At 46.8% G+C, this 13,893-nt stretch carries 18 protein-coding genes; 15 read left to right on the forward strand and 3 right to left on the reverse strand.

The window, feature by feature from the left end:
• Positions 1-8 precede the first annotated feature (8 nt).
• From aroQ to IEY34_RS25310, 4 genes are all read left to right on the forward strand, one after another.
• Entirely contained in the window at positions 9-440 is a 432-nt protein-coding gene (aroQ, locus tag IEY34_RS25295; RefSeq protein WP_189016726.1) for a type II 3-dehydroquinate dehydratase, read from the forward strand.
• 18 nt (positions 441-458) lie between these two features.
• Entirely contained in the window at positions 459-1,532 is a 1,074-nt protein-coding gene (locus IEY34_RS25300) for a M24 family metallopeptidase (RefSeq protein ID WP_189016729.1), read from the forward strand.
• Between the two features lie 15 nt (positions 1,533-1,547).
• Positions 1,548-2,111 (forward strand): elongation factor P, encoded by a 564-nt coding sequence (gene efp / locus IEY34_RS25305; RefSeq protein WP_189016732.1) that lies wholly within the window; start codon positions 1,548-1,550, stop codon positions 2,109-2,111.
• 136 nt (positions 2,112-2,247) lie between these two features.
• Positions 2,248-3,510: an aspartate kinase gene (locus IEY34_RS25310; protein WP_189016735.1), complete on the forward strand. Its 1,263-nt coding sequence runs from the start codon at positions 2,248-2,250 to the stop codon at positions 3,508-3,510.
• A gap of 7 nt (positions 3,511-3,517) precedes the next feature.
• Here the strand turns inward: IEY34_RS25310 and IEY34_RS25315 are convergent, their stop codons facing one another.
• Genes IEY34_RS25315 through comA form a run of 3 tightly spaced genes read right to left on the reverse strand, consistent with a single transcriptional unit; the run spans position 3,518 to position 5,585 of the window.
• The gene (locus tag IEY34_RS25315; protein ID WP_189016739.1) at positions 3,518-3,982 is read right to left on the reverse strand and encodes a DUF441 domain-containing protein; all 465 of its coding nucleotides are present in this window, start codon (positions 3,980-3,982) and stop codon (positions 3,518-3,520) included.
• Between the two features lie 55 nt (positions 3,983-4,037).
• Entirely contained in the window at positions 4,038-4,778 is a 741-nt protein-coding gene (locus IEY34_RS25320) for a 2-phosphosulfolactate phosphatase (protein WP_189016743.1), read from the reverse strand.
• A gap of 3 nt (positions 4,779-4,781) precedes the next feature.
• Positions 4,782-5,585, reverse strand: a complete 804-nt coding sequence (gene comA / locus IEY34_RS25325; RefSeq protein WP_189016746.1) for a phosphosulfolactate synthase — start codon at positions 5,583-5,585, stop codon at positions 4,782-4,784.
• Positions 5,586-5,798: 213 nt separating this feature from the next.
• On the opposite strand from comA, the gene IEY34_RS25330 reads away from it, so the two are divergent.
• The 11 genes from IEY34_RS25330 (at position 5,799) to accC (ending at position 13,860) form a co-directional block, all read left to right on the forward strand.
• A complete protein-coding gene (locus tag IEY34_RS25330; RefSeq protein ID WP_189016748.1) occupies positions 5,799-6,062 on the forward strand; it encodes a YqhV family protein in 264 nt (87 codons plus the stop codon).
• Positions 6,063-6,134: 72 nt separating this feature from the next.
• On the forward strand, positions 6,135-7,118 hold the full coding sequence (spoIIIAA, locus tag IEY34_RS25335) for a stage III sporulation protein AA (protein ID WP_189016751.1): 984 nt from the start codon (positions 6,135-6,137) through the stop codon (positions 7,116-7,118).
• Between the two features lie 6 nt (positions 7,119-7,124).
• The gene (gene spoIIIAB / locus IEY34_RS25340; RefSeq protein WP_189016753.1) at positions 7,125-7,643 is read left to right on the forward strand and encodes a stage III sporulation protein SpoIIIAB; all 519 of its coding nucleotides are present in this window, start codon (positions 7,125-7,127) and stop codon (positions 7,641-7,643) included.
• 62 nt (positions 7,644-7,705) lie between these two features.
• A complete protein-coding gene (gene spoIIIAC, locus IEY34_RS25345) occupies positions 7,706-7,909 on the forward strand; it encodes a stage III sporulation protein AC (RefSeq protein WP_029197158.1) in 204 nt (67 codons plus the stop codon).
• Positions 7,910-7,919: 10 nt separating this feature from the next.
• Positions 7,920-8,309: a stage III sporulation protein AD gene (gene spoIIIAD / locus IEY34_RS25350; protein ID WP_090822608.1), complete on the forward strand. Its 390-nt coding sequence runs from the start codon at positions 7,920-7,922 to the stop codon at positions 8,307-8,309.
• A gap of 66 nt (positions 8,310-8,375) precedes the next feature.
• Complete coding sequence (gene spoIIIAE, locus IEY34_RS25355; RefSeq protein WP_268240177.1) at positions 8,376-9,533, forward strand: stage III sporulation protein AE; 1,158 nt, start codon at positions 8,376-8,378, stop codon at positions 9,531-9,533.
• A gap of 13 nt (positions 9,534-9,546) precedes the next feature.
• Positions 9,547-10,293 carry a stage III sporulation protein AF gene (spoIIIAF, locus tag IEY34_RS25360; protein ID WP_189016759.1) on the forward strand — a complete coding sequence of 249 codons (747 nt, stop codon included), beginning with the start codon at positions 9,547-9,549 and terminating at the stop codon, positions 10,291-10,293.
• A gap of 4 nt (positions 10,294-10,297) precedes the next feature.
• Positions 10,298-10,936, forward strand: a complete 639-nt coding sequence (spoIIIAG, locus tag IEY34_RS25365; RefSeq protein ID WP_189016762.1) for a stage III sporulation protein AG — start codon at positions 10,298-10,300, stop codon at positions 10,934-10,936.
• Positions 10,937-10,974: 38 nt separating this feature from the next.
• A complete protein-coding gene (locus tag IEY34_RS25370) occupies positions 10,975-11,784 on the forward strand; it encodes a SpoIIIAH-like family protein (protein ID WP_189016765.1) in 810 nt (269 codons plus the stop codon).
• 157 nt (positions 11,785-11,941) lie between these two features.
• A complete protein-coding gene (gene accB / locus IEY34_RS25375; RefSeq protein WP_189016768.1) occupies positions 11,942-12,436 on the forward strand; it encodes an acetyl-CoA carboxylase biotin carboxyl carrier protein in 495 nt (164 codons plus the stop codon).
• Between the two features lie 65 nt (positions 12,437-12,501).
• The gene (gene accC / locus IEY34_RS25380) at positions 12,502-13,860 is read left to right on the forward strand and encodes an acetyl-CoA carboxylase biotin carboxylase subunit (protein WP_189016771.1); all 1,359 of its coding nucleotides are present in this window, start codon (positions 12,502-12,504) and stop codon (positions 13,858-13,860) included.
• Positions 13,861-13,893: the final 33 nt, after the last annotated feature.

Genomic DNA, 13,893 nt, shown 5'->3' on the forward strand with positions numbered 1-13,893 from the left:
ATGTCCTGTTGAAAAAGGTTCTGCTCATTAACGGGCCTAATTTAAATATGCTGGGTGTACGAGAACCTGGCGTCTACGGAACGTCTTCACTTTCAGCTATTGTTCAAGGCTTATCAGAATTAGCTGAAGGATTGTCTGTTGAGCTAGAAAGTTTTCAATCGAATCATGAAGGCGAGATTATTGATAAAATTCATGAAGCTTTTGGTACGAAAGATGGTATCTTGATAAATCCAGGAGCATTTACGCATTATAGTTATGCGATTCGCGATGCTTTGGCAGCAGTTCAAGTACCGACTGTCGAGGTTCACCTATCGAACATTCATAAGCGTGAGGAATTCCGACATCATTCCGTGATTGCCCCTGTTGTCATCGGTCAGATTTGTGGTCTTGGCCCACAAGGGTACGAGCTAGGATTACGAGCATTATTATCCCATATGTAAGAAAGATTGGTGATTTGGATGCAGGAGAACCGTATTGAACGTCTTCGCAAGGTTATGGAACAGCAAGATTTGCCGGCACTACTCATCACGAACGCATATAACCGTACATATGTATCTGGTTTCACGGGTTCTTCCGGGTATGTCCTAATAACGTTAGATCGAGCTTTACTGTTAACTGATTTTCGCTATATGACACAAGCTCCTCAACAAGCGAAGCTATTCGATGTTGTTGAGCATAAGCCTAAGGCTATTGAGACTGTGCGTGAGCTTTTGCAGCAGCAGGGGATTACGAAAGTAGGCTTTGAGCAAGCAGATGTCACGTATGGCGATTTCCTTGGTTTCCAGGCAGGCTTAGCAGGAATCGAATTAGTGCCTACTTCGCGTGTTGTTGAATTAATTCGGATCGTCAAAGATGAAGCGGAATTGCAAATTATGCAAGAAGCCGCGGATTTGGCAGATCAAACATTTACGCACATTTTGAATTTCATCAAGCCAGGTGTGCAGGAGAAAGATATTGCCCTTGAAATTGAGATGTTTATCCGCAAAAATGGAGGAACATCGACATCCTTTGAGACGATTGTAGCTTCCGGGGAACGTTCCGCGCTTCCTCATGGTAAAGCGAGCGATCGCGTGCTACAATTAAACGAGTTTGTCAAATTAGATTTTGGAGCGTATTATAAAGGGTATTGCTCTGACATTACTAGAACGGTTATGCTTGGAAAGCCGACAGACAAACATAAAGAAATTTATGAGATTGTGCTTGAGGCTCAATTGAATTGTCTGGCCAACCTGAAACCCGGGATTACTGGCAGAGAAGGCGATGCTTTTGCGCGTGATGTTATTGTGAAGCATGGCTATGGCGATTATTTCGGTCACGGTACCGGACATGGATTAGGTATGGAGGTTCACGAATCTCCGCGCTTGTCGAAAACCGAAGATATGATTTTAACACCTGGTATGGTGGTTACCGTTGAACCCGGCATTTATCTCCCTGACTTTGGTGGAGTTCGAATTGAGGACGATGCAGTAATTACTGACACCGGCATTAAAATACTTACACATTCTACCAAAGATTTTCTTATTATTGACTAGCGGAGGGATTTACAAGTGATATCAGTTAACGATTTCAAAACAGGTCTTACGATTACAGTAGAGCATGATATTTTTACAGTTCTGGATTTCCAACACGTGAAGCCAGGTAAAGGCGCAGCATTCGTGCGCTCCAAGCTTAAAAACCTGCGCAACGGAAATACAGTTGAACGTACGTTCCGCGCTGGCGAGAACGTTGGCCGCGCACACATCGACAACCGTGAGATGCAGTACCTGTATGCAAGCGGCGATGAATTTACGTTCATGGATACAGAAACATTTGATCAGTTCGCTCTTTCCCGCGAGCAACTGAAATGGGAACTGAACTTCCTGCTCGAAAACATGAACATCAAAATTTTGAGCTACCAAGGTGAAATCCTCGGGATTAACTTGCCGAAAAGCGTTGACTTGAAAGTTGTTGAAACAGAGCCGAGCATCAAAGGCAACACGGCACAAGGCGCTCTCAAAAGTGCAAAAGTGGAAACGGGACTTTCCGTTCAAGTGCCGCTTTTCATCAACGAAGGCGACGTTCTTACTGTAGATACCGAAGATGGCAGATACATCTCTCGTGCTCAGTCTTAATTAGGACAAGCCTCTCTGACTCTGATGAGTTGGGGAGGCTTTTTTGATACAGCAAGTATTTCTTACCACAGATGTGCAATTTTATGCTATAATATTGAATTGTTATGCACTAGTATGCGTTAGGAGTGGGTCAGCTTTGTCTCTAATCGTGATGAAATTTGGCGGTAGCTCTGTCGGTGATGCGGAGCGAATGAAACGTGTTGCAAAAAGGATTGTAGAACGAAAGCAAGCAGGACATAGCTGTGTTGTTGTCGTTTCGGCAATGGGAGATACAACAGATGATTTGATCGACCTGTCTAAGCAAATTTACGATGGAGCCCCACCGGCTCGTGAAATGGATATGCTGTTAACGACCGGGGAGCAAGTCTCTGTCGCATTATTATCGATGGCGATACATAATCTTGGCGAACAAGCCGTGTCTTACACGGGTTGGCAAAGTGGGATTTACACGGAAGCTGTTCATGGAAAAGCAAGGATTTCCGATATTCAGCCGCAGCGTGTCTTGAACGCGATTGAGCAAGGCAATGTGGTCATCGTTGCCGGATTCCAGGGGATGACCGAGGCTGGTGAGATTACAACACTGGGTCGCGGCGGATCGGACACAACAGCTGTCGCGCTGGCTGCAGCTATCAAAGCAGACCTATGCGAAATTTACACGGATGTGGATGGGATTTATTCAACAGACCCGCGCATCGTGAAAGTAGCAAGAAAGCTGAATGAAATTTCTTATGATGAAATGCTGGAGCTGGCTAATTTGGGAGCTGCTGTTCTTCATCCTAGGGCTGTTGAATATGCCAAAAATTACAACGTTACCCTCGTGGTGCGTTCAAGCTTTACTTACAATGAAGGTACCAACGTGAAGGAGGAAGCAGTGATGGAACAAGGAATCGTTGTTCGTGGCATCGCGTATGACAAGAATGTAGCAAGAATTAGTATTCTGGGTGTTCCTGAGAAACCGGGGCAATTGGCTAAAGTGTTCATTTCACTTGCTGAAGTGCAAATTGACGTTGATATTATTGTGCAAAGCGGTGTGATCAACGGTTCCGCTGACTTCTCTTTCACGACGACCCTTGCTGATCGCGAGCGGGCCTTAGCGGTTATCGAACAAATTCGTGAAGAGATTGGTTACCGCGAAGTCACTTCCGAAGTAAACCTCGTGAAAGTATCCATCGTTGGAGCCGGTATGGTAAGTACGCCTGGCGTCGCAGCTACCATGTTCAAAGTGATTTCCGACTTGGGCATTTCTATCTCGCTGGTTAGCACATCCGAGATCAAAATGTCCTGTGTCATTGATAACTCCAATTCCAACTTAACCGAAGTGATAAGTGCTCTGCACACAGCTTATGGCTTGGACACTACGGAGCAAGCCTTCGTTGGCGGGCCGGAAGATCGCCGCTAAGCGAGACTCATCTTATTTTATCGGCAATAAAGTAGGCTAATTTCAATAAAAAGGCCGTTATGCCGGCAGCCATCAAAGGGCCGACCGGAATACCGCGCATAAAGACAATGCCAAAGATAGAACCGATGACAAGACCCACAATTAATTGTGGGTCTATTTTCAGTAGTTCCAGCCCTTTGCCATTCATATAAGTAGCAATGGCTCCGCCAAGGAGCGCGATGATGCCAGGCCACGTTGTGAAAACAGAAATGATATCCTTCATGGAGATTCGCTCGCTCGCAAAGGGGACGAGCACCCCGACAGTCAGGAATAACAAGCCGAGCTCCAAACCTCTTCGCTCCATAGTCGGAAAGAAACGATCCAGACCAATCAGCTTCACCGCGAGCAAGAGGCAGGCCGCTGTCGTGATGATCGGCGAACGGCCGACCAGTCCGATGATAATCAAAACAACTAAGAGTATATCGCCATTCATCTACTTATCCCCTCACGCTTTAACTTCCATCCTAGTTTATGAGGGGGGCTTGTATTTAGAACGTTGAGCGTGCAAGGCTTCGCGGCAGCAGAATCATTTGATCATGTTCCCAAATCGGGACTTGATCCATGATATTCGACTTGGCACAGAGTATCAGATCATCATGGAAGCCGGATCTACTCATTTTCTTGCCATTGGCACAGGAAACAAGCGTTTCAAATAAGCGATCCTTGCTGTGCAGGTAACTGCCTCTCATCGCTAGACCAAAATCATTGATGAGGACGTTTTTCTCGCCTAGCGTATAGGTGAGCTCTTCCAAGATAAGCCCTGCGCAGATCCCGTCTTCGAATGAAAAAACATCCTGTGTACCCGCACATAGAATGACCGTATCTTTTTTGAGAGCAATGGCAGCTTGAGCGCAGGCTCGACCGTTGAGCAAGGCCCCTGCTAGGATGTGGTCGGCTTTCATCGACTTCTGAATGCCTCTGGTTCCATTCGTCGTCGTAAGGATGATCCGTTTGCCTTGCACGGCTTCCCTAGTATATTCGAGGGGCGAATTGCCAAAATCAAAGCCGGGGATTTTTTTGCAATAACGTTCCCCACCCAGGAGATCGCCCTCTTGAACTTGTTCCTTGGCCTTCATAACGGTTTCGACAGGAACAATCGCTTTGCAACCGTTAGCGAGTGCGGTGATGATCGTGCTAGTAGCACGTAAAACATCAACGACAATGACGGTCTTATGAAGCAAATCGTCACTTCTTGCTTCGCCGATGTTGGCGACTACCTCGATATGCATCTTCTAATCCTTTCTGGTACCCAAAGACAACGTATCCGAACGAAGTCCTCTGCGCAATGCTTCCAGTGCGATCAGTTCATCTGGCGAAATATTTCCCAAATGAATATCAGGCCCGAGCATGCTGATCAAATGCACCTGTTGACTTTTGAGCGGCGCTTCCCATAGCAGCAGCTGCCCATTAACGGAGGATAGCACTTTCTGCAGTTCCTCATCCTTGCATTTACCTGCCTGGTCGAAAATACCCACACCCATCCCTGATTCCCGCGCTTCAATCGTCACCAGTTTGGCCCCATGTTCGGTGTCAATCATGACAGTATCAATGAGCTCCTCCAATTCGATGGTCGAACCCCACCCTTTTTTGCCGTATTCCGTGATGACCTCCAAGCCCTCTTCCATACCGCGAAGGATTAATTCATTTCTGAGTTTGCGATCTATATCAATCGTTCCGTTGGAAATTTCAACCCCGTTAAAGCCGAGTGCGATGATCATATCAAAAAAGGAGTCTACAGCATGCTGTGTAATGGCCACTTCCAAAAAAGTGCCTCCGGGATAGACGCAAATCCCCCTTTCCTTGGCCAAATTGATTTTACTTTTCAATAGGTCTTGGGGATAGAGCGGCGACGTGCCGAAGCCAAGTTTAATCATGTCCAGGTGACTGCTGGAGGTGTTCAATAAATCCTGGAAAGCATACATGCCCAAGCCTTTATCCATAACCATCGTTTGACCCAGCGTTCTAGGTTTGGCCTGCCTTTGTCCTGTGGGGTCGGCCAGAACGGGGTTCCATTGTAAAAAAGAGGTCACTTCCATGGTATTACTCCTCACTGTCCTTCGAAGGATCAATTATGTGAACAGCATATGCACCCGGATAAATGGTGGTGCCCAGCATGCCTAAAATCAGACGAGCCCGCATAAGGTAGGGTAAAAAGCTTAAACCCTACCTTATGCAAGAAGTTCGAGCTAACTCTCACTCCGCAATCATGCAAGGAGTTCTAAATCTTTTAAAGGAGGTAGTAAAAAGAAATGAATAAAATTGTTCTAACGATGGCGTCGCTGAGGATGATGTCGGGGAGTATTGAAATCATCGCGGCTATTGTGATGTTGCGGCTGGCAACGGTGGAGAAGGCTTTGCTCGTGAATGCTGGTTTGGCTCTAGTAGGCCCTCTAGTACTACTAGCTACGACTACCATTGGTTTGGTAGGAATCGCAGAGAAGCTCTCATATGGCAAGATGCTTTGGGTGATTGCGGGTGTGAGCTGTTTGTTTATTGGCATTTTAAAAAAGTAATCGGTCATATTTCTTTCTATTAAGCATAGAAATGAATATAGAAGACTGGACAACTTGGAGGGATGTCAGGCCATGCTCACAACGATTATGCATTTGTTCCCCCAGTCGCTCCGGCTTCTGTTAACCGAACTGTCGCCAGAAGTACAAGCTAGCGTTGAAGAGATCCGGATAAGAGAGTCGCGCCCTTTCGAGATTAGCTGGGGTGATCGGTATGCCTTTCTGGATGAGCGGGGCCAACTTGTTGCGCAGGAAGCCAAGGCCTATAAACCGAATCGTCAGGATTGTCTGACCCTGCTGGAGATGTTGACGAATCATTCCTTGTACACCTTCGAAGAAGAGCTTAGGCGTGGCTACATCACCATTGTCGGCGGCCATCGAGTAGGACTAGCAGGACGTACTGTGCTGGAACAAGGCCATGTCAGACAAATTCGTGATGTCAGTTCCTTCAATATCCGGATTGCTCGTGAACTGCAAGGGGTAGGCCAAGCCGTGCTGCCGCACTTGTATGATCCCGTGATGAGAAGTATCCATCATACGCTCATCATTTCGCCGCCGCAGCAAGGGAAAACAACGCTCCTGCGCGATATCGCGAGATTAGTCAGTCGAGGAGAGTGGGGGCCGGACAGTCTAGCGAATGCCGGCAAGAAGGTCGGGGTCATTGATGAACGCTCCGAGTTGGCTGCTTGTGTGAAAGGAGTGCCTAGATTCGATCTTGGGCCGCGCACAGATGTCCTTGACGGTTGTCCCAAGGCGGAAGGCATGATGATGATGATACGGTCTTTATCACCTGATGTGCTGATCGTCGATGAAATTGGACGCCCAGAAGATGCCCAAGCTATTCATGAAGCGGTTCATACCGGAATTCGGGTAGTCGCCACAGCTCACGGTGCCGACTACGATGACGTACGCATGCGGCCTGTACTCAAGCAACTGCTGGAAGAAGGTGTATTTACGAGATATGTCATCTTGCAGCGTCGCAGGGGGGCACCAGCTGCCTATCGCATCATGGATCGTTACGGCAAACCCCTTGAATCCATTCCAGTAAGGAAAGGATGAGGTAAGATGCTTAAATTCGTCGGCGGGGTACTGATCATTGGCGCAGCGACTTTGTTTGGATTTTTGAAGGCAACGCACTACATTAGGCGTCCCAAACAAATTAGAGCGCTCATCAGCGCTTTAGGACGAATGGAGACGGAAATCACCTATGCCCTCACACCGCTGCCTGAAGCTTTCATCTCTCTCAGTAAACAAGTGCCTGACCCCTTGTCATCTCTATTTCGTATAACGGCTGAACGTTTATTGAGCAGTGATGGACTATCCACGCGGGAGATATGGCGCATGAGTGTTCAGGATGTCTGGACACGCACCTCCATGAAACAAGCGGAGCAAGAAGTTGTTCTGCAGCTAGGTTCCGTTCTTGGACTGACAGATCGCAGCGACCAGATCAAACATATTCGGCTTGCCATCAGCCAACTGCAAACCGAAGAGACCGAATCGAGGGAAGAACAACGGCGCTACGAGAAAATGTGGAAAAGCCTTGGTGTTCTAATCGGCGCATTAATCGTGATTTTGATGTATTAAGGGTAGCAAGGACATTGCCGCAATCGGCAGTCGTTCCTTGTCAACAGAGTGAGGTGCCTGGAATGAATGTAGATGTGAATGCCATTTTCCAGATCGCCGGCATCGGCATCATCATCGCGATGATCCATTCGGTGCTCAAGCAGATGGGCAAAGAGGATATGGCTCACTGGGTCACGGTTATCGGCTTTGTGGTCGTGCTCTTCATGGTCGTCAGTATGCTCGATCATTTATTTAAAGAAATCAAAACCATTTTCCTATTCCAATGAGGTGGGCCAAATGGAAATCATCCAGATTGTAGGCCTCGGACTCATTGTTACGATATTAACGCTCATCATCAAAGAGCAGAAGCCGATGTTCGCTTTTCTGCTGGCGGCCTTTACAGGCATTATGATCTTCCTGTTTCTGATCGGTAAAATTTCTACGGTCATTCAGGTGCTTGAGGATCTAGCGCAAAAATCCAGCATTAATATGGTTTTCCTCAAAACCATACTCAAAATCATAGGCGTCGCCTACATTGCTGAGTTCGGTGCCCAAATAGTTCGGGATGCCGGCCAGGAATCTATTGCCTCCAAGATAGAGCTGTCAGGCAAGGTGCTCATTATGGTGATGGCGATTCCCATCATTACCGTCATTATCGAAACCGTCGTTAAGCTGCTGCCGGCTTAGATGATTTACTTAGGAGTGACAGGAATGAACCTACTTTATTCGCACCAGAGACTGAATCACCGTTGGATGATTGTATGTATCCTGATTATGGGCTTCTGGCTCGGGATGACGAATTTGTCTCATGCAGCATCTCCAACGGATGCCATTATCAAAGAGCAGGCCAACCATTTGAATACCGAACCTGTCGAGCAATACTGGGATAAGCTCATGAAAGAGTATGGCGGATATTTCCCGGAAAGCAAGCCGCCAACCTTTATGGAGCTGCTGCTGGGGACGAAGGGGATTAGTTTCAAAAGTATTTTCAAAGGACTTCTCAGCTATGTCTTTCATGAAATTATTATCAATGGCAAGCTGCTGGCTTCGATCGTTATCCTCACGATTTTCAGCATGATTCTAGAGACGCTGCAAAGCTCATTCGAACGGAATACCGTGAGCAAGCTAGGCTATTCCATTACCTACATGGTGATGATCATCATTGCTATCAATAGTTTCAGTGTGGCCATCGGCTATGCCAAAGATGCCATCACATCGATGATTCAGTTCATGCTTGCCCTTGTTCCCTTGTTGTTGACTCTGCTGGCTTCTATGGGCAATGTGACTTCTGTTGCCATCTTGCACCCGCTCATCGTCTTCATGATTCACACGGTTGGCACAGCGATTTATGTGTTTGTTTTCCCGCTGCTGTTCTTCTCAGCGGTTCTGCACATCGTTAGTTCGCTGAGCGAGAAGTACAAGGTAACCCAGCTTGCGAACCTGCTTCGCACGATCGCGCTCAGTATGCTTGGTGTATTCGTAACGGTATTCCTTGGCGTTATTTCGATTCAAGGGACAGCAGGGGCGGTCAGAGACGGCGTAGCCATTAGGACGGCCAAGTATATCACCGGTAACTTCGTGCCGGTTGTCGGTCGATTGTTCTCGGATGCGACAGAAACCGTAATCGGGGCTTCCTTGCTAGTGAAGAATGCGATTGGACTTGTCGGGGTTGTCATACTTGTGATGCTTTGCGCCTTTCCAGCTATCAAAATTTTGACGCTTGCCTTCATTTACAACTTATCAGCAGCGATAATGCAGCCCTTGGGAGACAGTCCCATGATCGCTTGTCTGCAAACGATCGGGAAGAGCTTGATTTATGTGTTTGCGGCGCTAGCTGCCGTGAGCCTGATGTTCTTTCTAGCCTTAACCATCATGATTGCTATCAGTAATGTGTCTGTGATGATGCGATGAAAGGAGCCCAACTATGGATTGGTTAGCTGGTTGGTTGAAAACCGTCATCATGGTCATCATGTTGGCCACCTTTGTGGATTTACTGCTTCCAAGCAATACCATGCAGCGCTATGTCAAAACAGTTATGAGCCTATTCATCCTATTGACCCTGTTGTCCCCGGTTCTGCAGTTGTTCCAGAAGGATTGGAACATGGATCAATTGATTGGTCAAGCCGAGCAAAAGCAAAACGAGAAGTCGATGGTTGCGAGCAGCGCTGGAAGCAGCGGAATGAAGTCGTTGGAAGCTATCACGAAGGAAGGTCAAAGGCTGCAGGCGGAAGGGCAGAAGCAGTCTCAACAGATGCTGCAAACGCAGCTAGCTGGCATGATGAAAGAGGATTTGCAGAAGCAAACAGACCTTCTCATTCAGGACGTTCAGGTAGCAGCGCAGATCGACAATAATGGGAAACCCGTGATTATGAAAGTCAGGGTAACCCTTGATGATATAGAAGCAAAGAAGATGACTTCCAAGCAAGGGAATTCCAAAAGCATAGCGGTTATGGAACCTGTGAAACCGATCGACCCGATTCGGGTCGAACCAGGAGTAAAGCTTTCTGATAGCAGTACTAAGGATGTTAAGGCTGCTGCTGCTCCAGGATTACCCTCTGCCTATGAGCAAGAAGCAGAGCGGCTTAGACAAAGCATTGCCCGTAATTGGTTAGTAGAGTCAGCTCAGATTGATATCCAGCTTGCACAAAGGAACGGAAGGATTGCGAGGTGAATCGATGGGAACATTGCTGCAATGGATGGAGCACAAATTCGGCGGAGGTCCGGGAGGGCCCAAACGTAAAAATACGCTGCTATGGGTCATTATGATTGGACTTTTAGGAGCTGCGCTGATGATTATGAATGCCTTTATGACTGTAAAAGATGTCGATCCCATCAATGCGGGCCGAGCTTCCCCGCCACCAAGTAAAGAAACATTTCTAGGCAGCTCACCCAAGGAAAATTCTACCTTTCATGACTACGAGGCAGCTTATCAGTCCCAATTGAAAGAGATCTTACAAAAAATTGTCGGTGTCGGCGATGTAGAAGTGCTCGTTACGATTGAATCAACGGAGGAAATGACCGTCGACAAAAATTATAATGACAATCAACAAATGACGACAGAACGCGACAATGGCGGGGCAACTCGGAATATATCCCAGGTAACGCGGAGTGGTGAAGTGGTGATTTATCAAGTGTCAGGTGACCAAAAACCACTTGTGCTCAAATATATTAAACCTAAGATTAGAGGGGTTATCGTTGTCGCCAAAGGTGCTGAGAATCTTACCGTGAAAAAAATGATTACAGAAGCCGTTGAACGCGGCCTTGGCGTCGAGGCGCACCGCATCTCCATCTTACCCCGCAAAACGGGTGAATAAAAAAGCAAATATCAACCAAATATGAGGAGGAATATTCAATGAACGCAAAAAGACAAACAATTTGGCTCGTATCCATGCTCAGCTTAATGGTGGTGCTTTCAGCTTATTATTTATTCACAGAGGATGTCAACAAACTCGATTTGGCAGCGTCAAGCACGGCGCAAACCGGTCAAGAAGTGAAGATTGATATGAGTCAAGTTGATCCTGCGAATGCCGCTAAAACAGATGTGAAAGCAACAACAGGCAAGGATACAAAAATCGACACGAAAGTTGCAACACCACAAAATGCAACACCGCAAAATGCAACAAAAACCGACGCCAAGACTGAGGTTAAGACGGATGCCAAAACGAACGTGAAAACAGAAGCCAAAACGGACGTGAAAACAGATGCCAAAACAACAACAAGCACTGGCACATCCAAAGTACCGCAATCCAGCACAGCCAAGACAGATGACCAAGTGCTGAAACAAGTGGAAGAGCAAGCAAAAACCACATCAGCAAGCGACTATTTTACCAATGAGCAAATGAAACAGAGCGAATATTTCAGCAAAACATCGTCCGATTTGATGGAAATTATTATAGATGCCAAGAAATCGCCAGATGCGGTTGCGAAGGCGACCAATGATTTATCCAAGCTGACGGATGTTCAAGAAAAAGTAGAAAATCTGCAAGATGTGTTGATGAAAGATTTCCCGCAAGCGATTGTGAATCAAGATGGAAACAAGTGGAAAGTAACGGTTCAAAGTGATAAATTAGAAAAAAGTCAAGGTGTTACCATCGTCGATATGGTCGTTAAAGAGTTAGGTGCAGCACCAGAAAACATCAAGATTCAGTATGTGCGCCCATAAGCAAAAGAGCGAGGTCAACGCACATTGGGATGGCGATGGAAAGGGTCCGGACAAACTGGACTCTTTCCATTTCTTGCGTTTATGGGTATAATACATACGTTGCGGCTATGAAACCGCATTTTTTATTGGTTCACCAACGTCTAAAGGAGTGACATGAATGTTCAAATTGAGTGAAATCAAAGAGTTGATCAAACTCGTCGATCAATCCTCTTTACAAGAACTTGAGATCGAAAATGAAGGCGCCCGCCTTGCTATTCGTAAACCAAGCAAATCAGAGCCTATCTACGTTACGGCTCCCGCACAACACACATATGCACCAATTGGTCAAGCCAGCATTGCGAATACGGCCCCTGTTGCCGCTTTGGATGCAGCGTTGCCTGCGACTGGACATGTTAAGCAAGAGGACTCATCTTTACATAAGATCGTTTCACCGATGGTAGGAACTTTCTATCAGTCTGCTTCTCCAGGTTCTGCTCCTTTTACGGATGTTGGCAACAAAGTAGGAGACAAATCGGTTGTATGTATCATTGAAGCGATGAAATTAATGAACGAAATCGAAGCCGAAATCAAAGGTGAGATCGTGGAAATTCTCGTTGAAAACGGTCAGCTTGTTGAATACGGACAGCCTTTATTCTTGGTGAAACCGGAGTAAGCGCGTTTAAAGCGAAGGCTTACGATGTAAGTTTTCCTAACGGAAAACTTTTAGGAGGAAAAACAATGAACTTTCATAAAATCCTAATAGCGAACCGAGGAGAAATAGCTGTCCGTATTATCCGGGCTTGTCGTGAGCTTGGCATTTACAGCGTGGCTGTTTATTCGGAAGCAGATCGTGATGCTCTGCATGTGCGATTAGCCGATGAAGCCTATTGTATTGGACCGACTGCCTCCAAGGACAGCTATTTGAACTTTACGAACCTGATGAGCGTGGCTACGTTGACAGAATGTGATGCCATTCATCCGGGGTATGGGTTTCTAGCAGAAAATGCGGACTTCGCAGAAATTTGCGAAAGCTGCAATATCACGTTTATTGGACCTTCACCCGATGCGATTAGTCGCATGGGCGATAAGGCGGTTGCCAAGCAAACGATGAAAGAAGCCAAAGTGCCGATCATTCCAGGTTCTGATGGTTTGGTCGACAATGTCGACGACGCGATTGTTATTGCGCGGGATATCGGATATCCGATTATTATCAAAGCAACAGCAGGCGGCGGCGGCAAAGGTATTCGTATTGCCGAGAATGAGGATACGCTCGTTCAACAAATCACGGCTGCGCAGCAAGAAGCTCAGAATGCTTTCGGTAATGCCGGCATTTATTTGGAGAAATATTTGACGGGGATGAAGCATGTTGAGATTCAAATTCTAGCCGATAAGCACGGAAATGTAGTTCACTTAGGTGAACGCGATTGCTCCGTGCAGCGACGCAGACAGAAGCTCGTAGAAGAAGCACCTTGTCCGATTCTGACGGAGGAAACGCGTACAGCGATGGGGCAAGCAGCCGTTCGCGCTGCCAAAGCGGTGAATTACTCCGGAGCGGGTACGTTAGAGTTCCTGCTGGGTCCTGACGGCAATTACTATTTCATGGAAATGAATACACGAATTCAAGTGGAACATCCCGTAACCGAGATGATAACGGGTATCGATATCATTCAAGAGATGATTCGCGTTGCTGAAGGCAACCCGCTTTCGTTCAAACAAGAAGATGTGCGCATCAATGGCTGGGCTATCGAATGCCGTGTCAATGCGGAAGATCCGAATCGCAACTTCATGCCTTCGGCTGGTCAAGTGAAGTTTTACCTGCCTCCCGGTGGCTTCGGCGTTCGTGTAGACAGCGCAGTCTATCCAGGGTACACGATTCCTCCGCACTACGATTCCATGATCGCGAAGTTGATTGTATGGGGGAGTACGCGTGATGAAGCGATTGCCCGCATGAAACGAGCACTTAATGAGTTCGCTGTTGATGGCGTGAATACGACGATCCCCTTCCATTTGAAACTTCTCGAGCATAAGAAATTTATCAAGGGTGACCATGATATTAAGTTCTTGGAAGAGCATGATGTGAACGATGCGGATTCGTAAATTCTAAGAGAATCATTTGTCATATTTTTGGCC

It is taken from the genome of Paenibacillus marchantiophytorum, assembly GCF_014640555.1.
GTDB lineage: Bacteria > Bacillota > Bacilli > Paenibacillales > NBRC-103111 > Paenibacillus_E > Paenibacillus_E marchantiophytorum.

Coding starts and splice junctions, on each gene's coding strand:
- spoIIIAE (WP_268240177.1), top strand. CDS start 8,376: ATGATTGTATGTATCCTGATTATGGGCTTCTGGCTCGGGATGACGAAT.
- accC (WP_189016771.1), top strand. CDS start 12,502: ATGAACTTTCATAAAATCCTAATAGCGAACCGAGGAGAAATAGCTGTC.
- comA (WP_189016746.1), bottom strand. CDS start 5,585: ATGGAAGTGACCTCTTTTTTACAATGGAACCCCGTTCTGGCCGACCCC.
- spoIIIAA (WP_189016751.1), top strand. CDS start 6,135: ATGCTCACAACGATTATGCATTTGTTCCCCCAGTCGCTCCGGCTTCTG.
- spoIIIAF (WP_189016759.1), top strand. CDS start 9,547: ATGGATTGGTTAGCTGGTTGGTTGAAAACCGTCATCATGGTCATCATG.
- accB (WP_189016768.1), top strand. CDS start 11,942: ATGTTCAAATTGAGTGAAATCAAAGAGTTGATCAAACTCGTCGATCAA.
- IEY34_RS25370 (WP_189016765.1), top strand. CDS start 10,975: ATGAACGCAAAAAGACAAACAATTTGGCTCGTATCCATGCTCAGCTTA.
- spoIIIAC (WP_029197158.1), top strand. CDS start 7,706: ATGAATGTAGATGTGAATGCCATTTTCCAGATCGCCGGCATCGGCATC.
- spoIIIAD (WP_090822608.1), top strand. CDS start 7,920: ATGGAAATCATCCAGATTGTAGGCCTCGGACTCATTGTTACGATATTA.
- IEY34_RS25315 (WP_189016739.1), bottom strand. CDS start 3,982: ATGAATGGCGATATACTCTTAGTTGTTTTGATTATCATCGGACTGGTC.
- IEY34_RS25330 (WP_189016748.1), top strand. CDS start 5,799: ATGAATAAAATTGTTCTAACGATGGCGTCGCTGAGGATGATGTCGGGG.
- spoIIIAG (WP_189016762.1), top strand. CDS start 10,298: ATGGGAACATTGCTGCAATGGATGGAGCACAAATTCGGCGGAGGTCCG.
- IEY34_RS25320 (WP_189016743.1), bottom strand. CDS start 4,778: ATGCATATCGAGGTAGTCGCCAACATCGGCGAAGCAAGAAGTGACGAT.
- IEY34_RS25300 (WP_189016729.1), top strand. CDS start 459: ATGCAGGAGAACCGTATTGAACGTCTTCGCAAGGTTATGGAACAGCAA.
- spoIIIAB (WP_189016753.1), top strand. CDS start 7,125: ATGCTTAAATTCGTCGGCGGGGTACTGATCATTGGCGCAGCGACTTTG.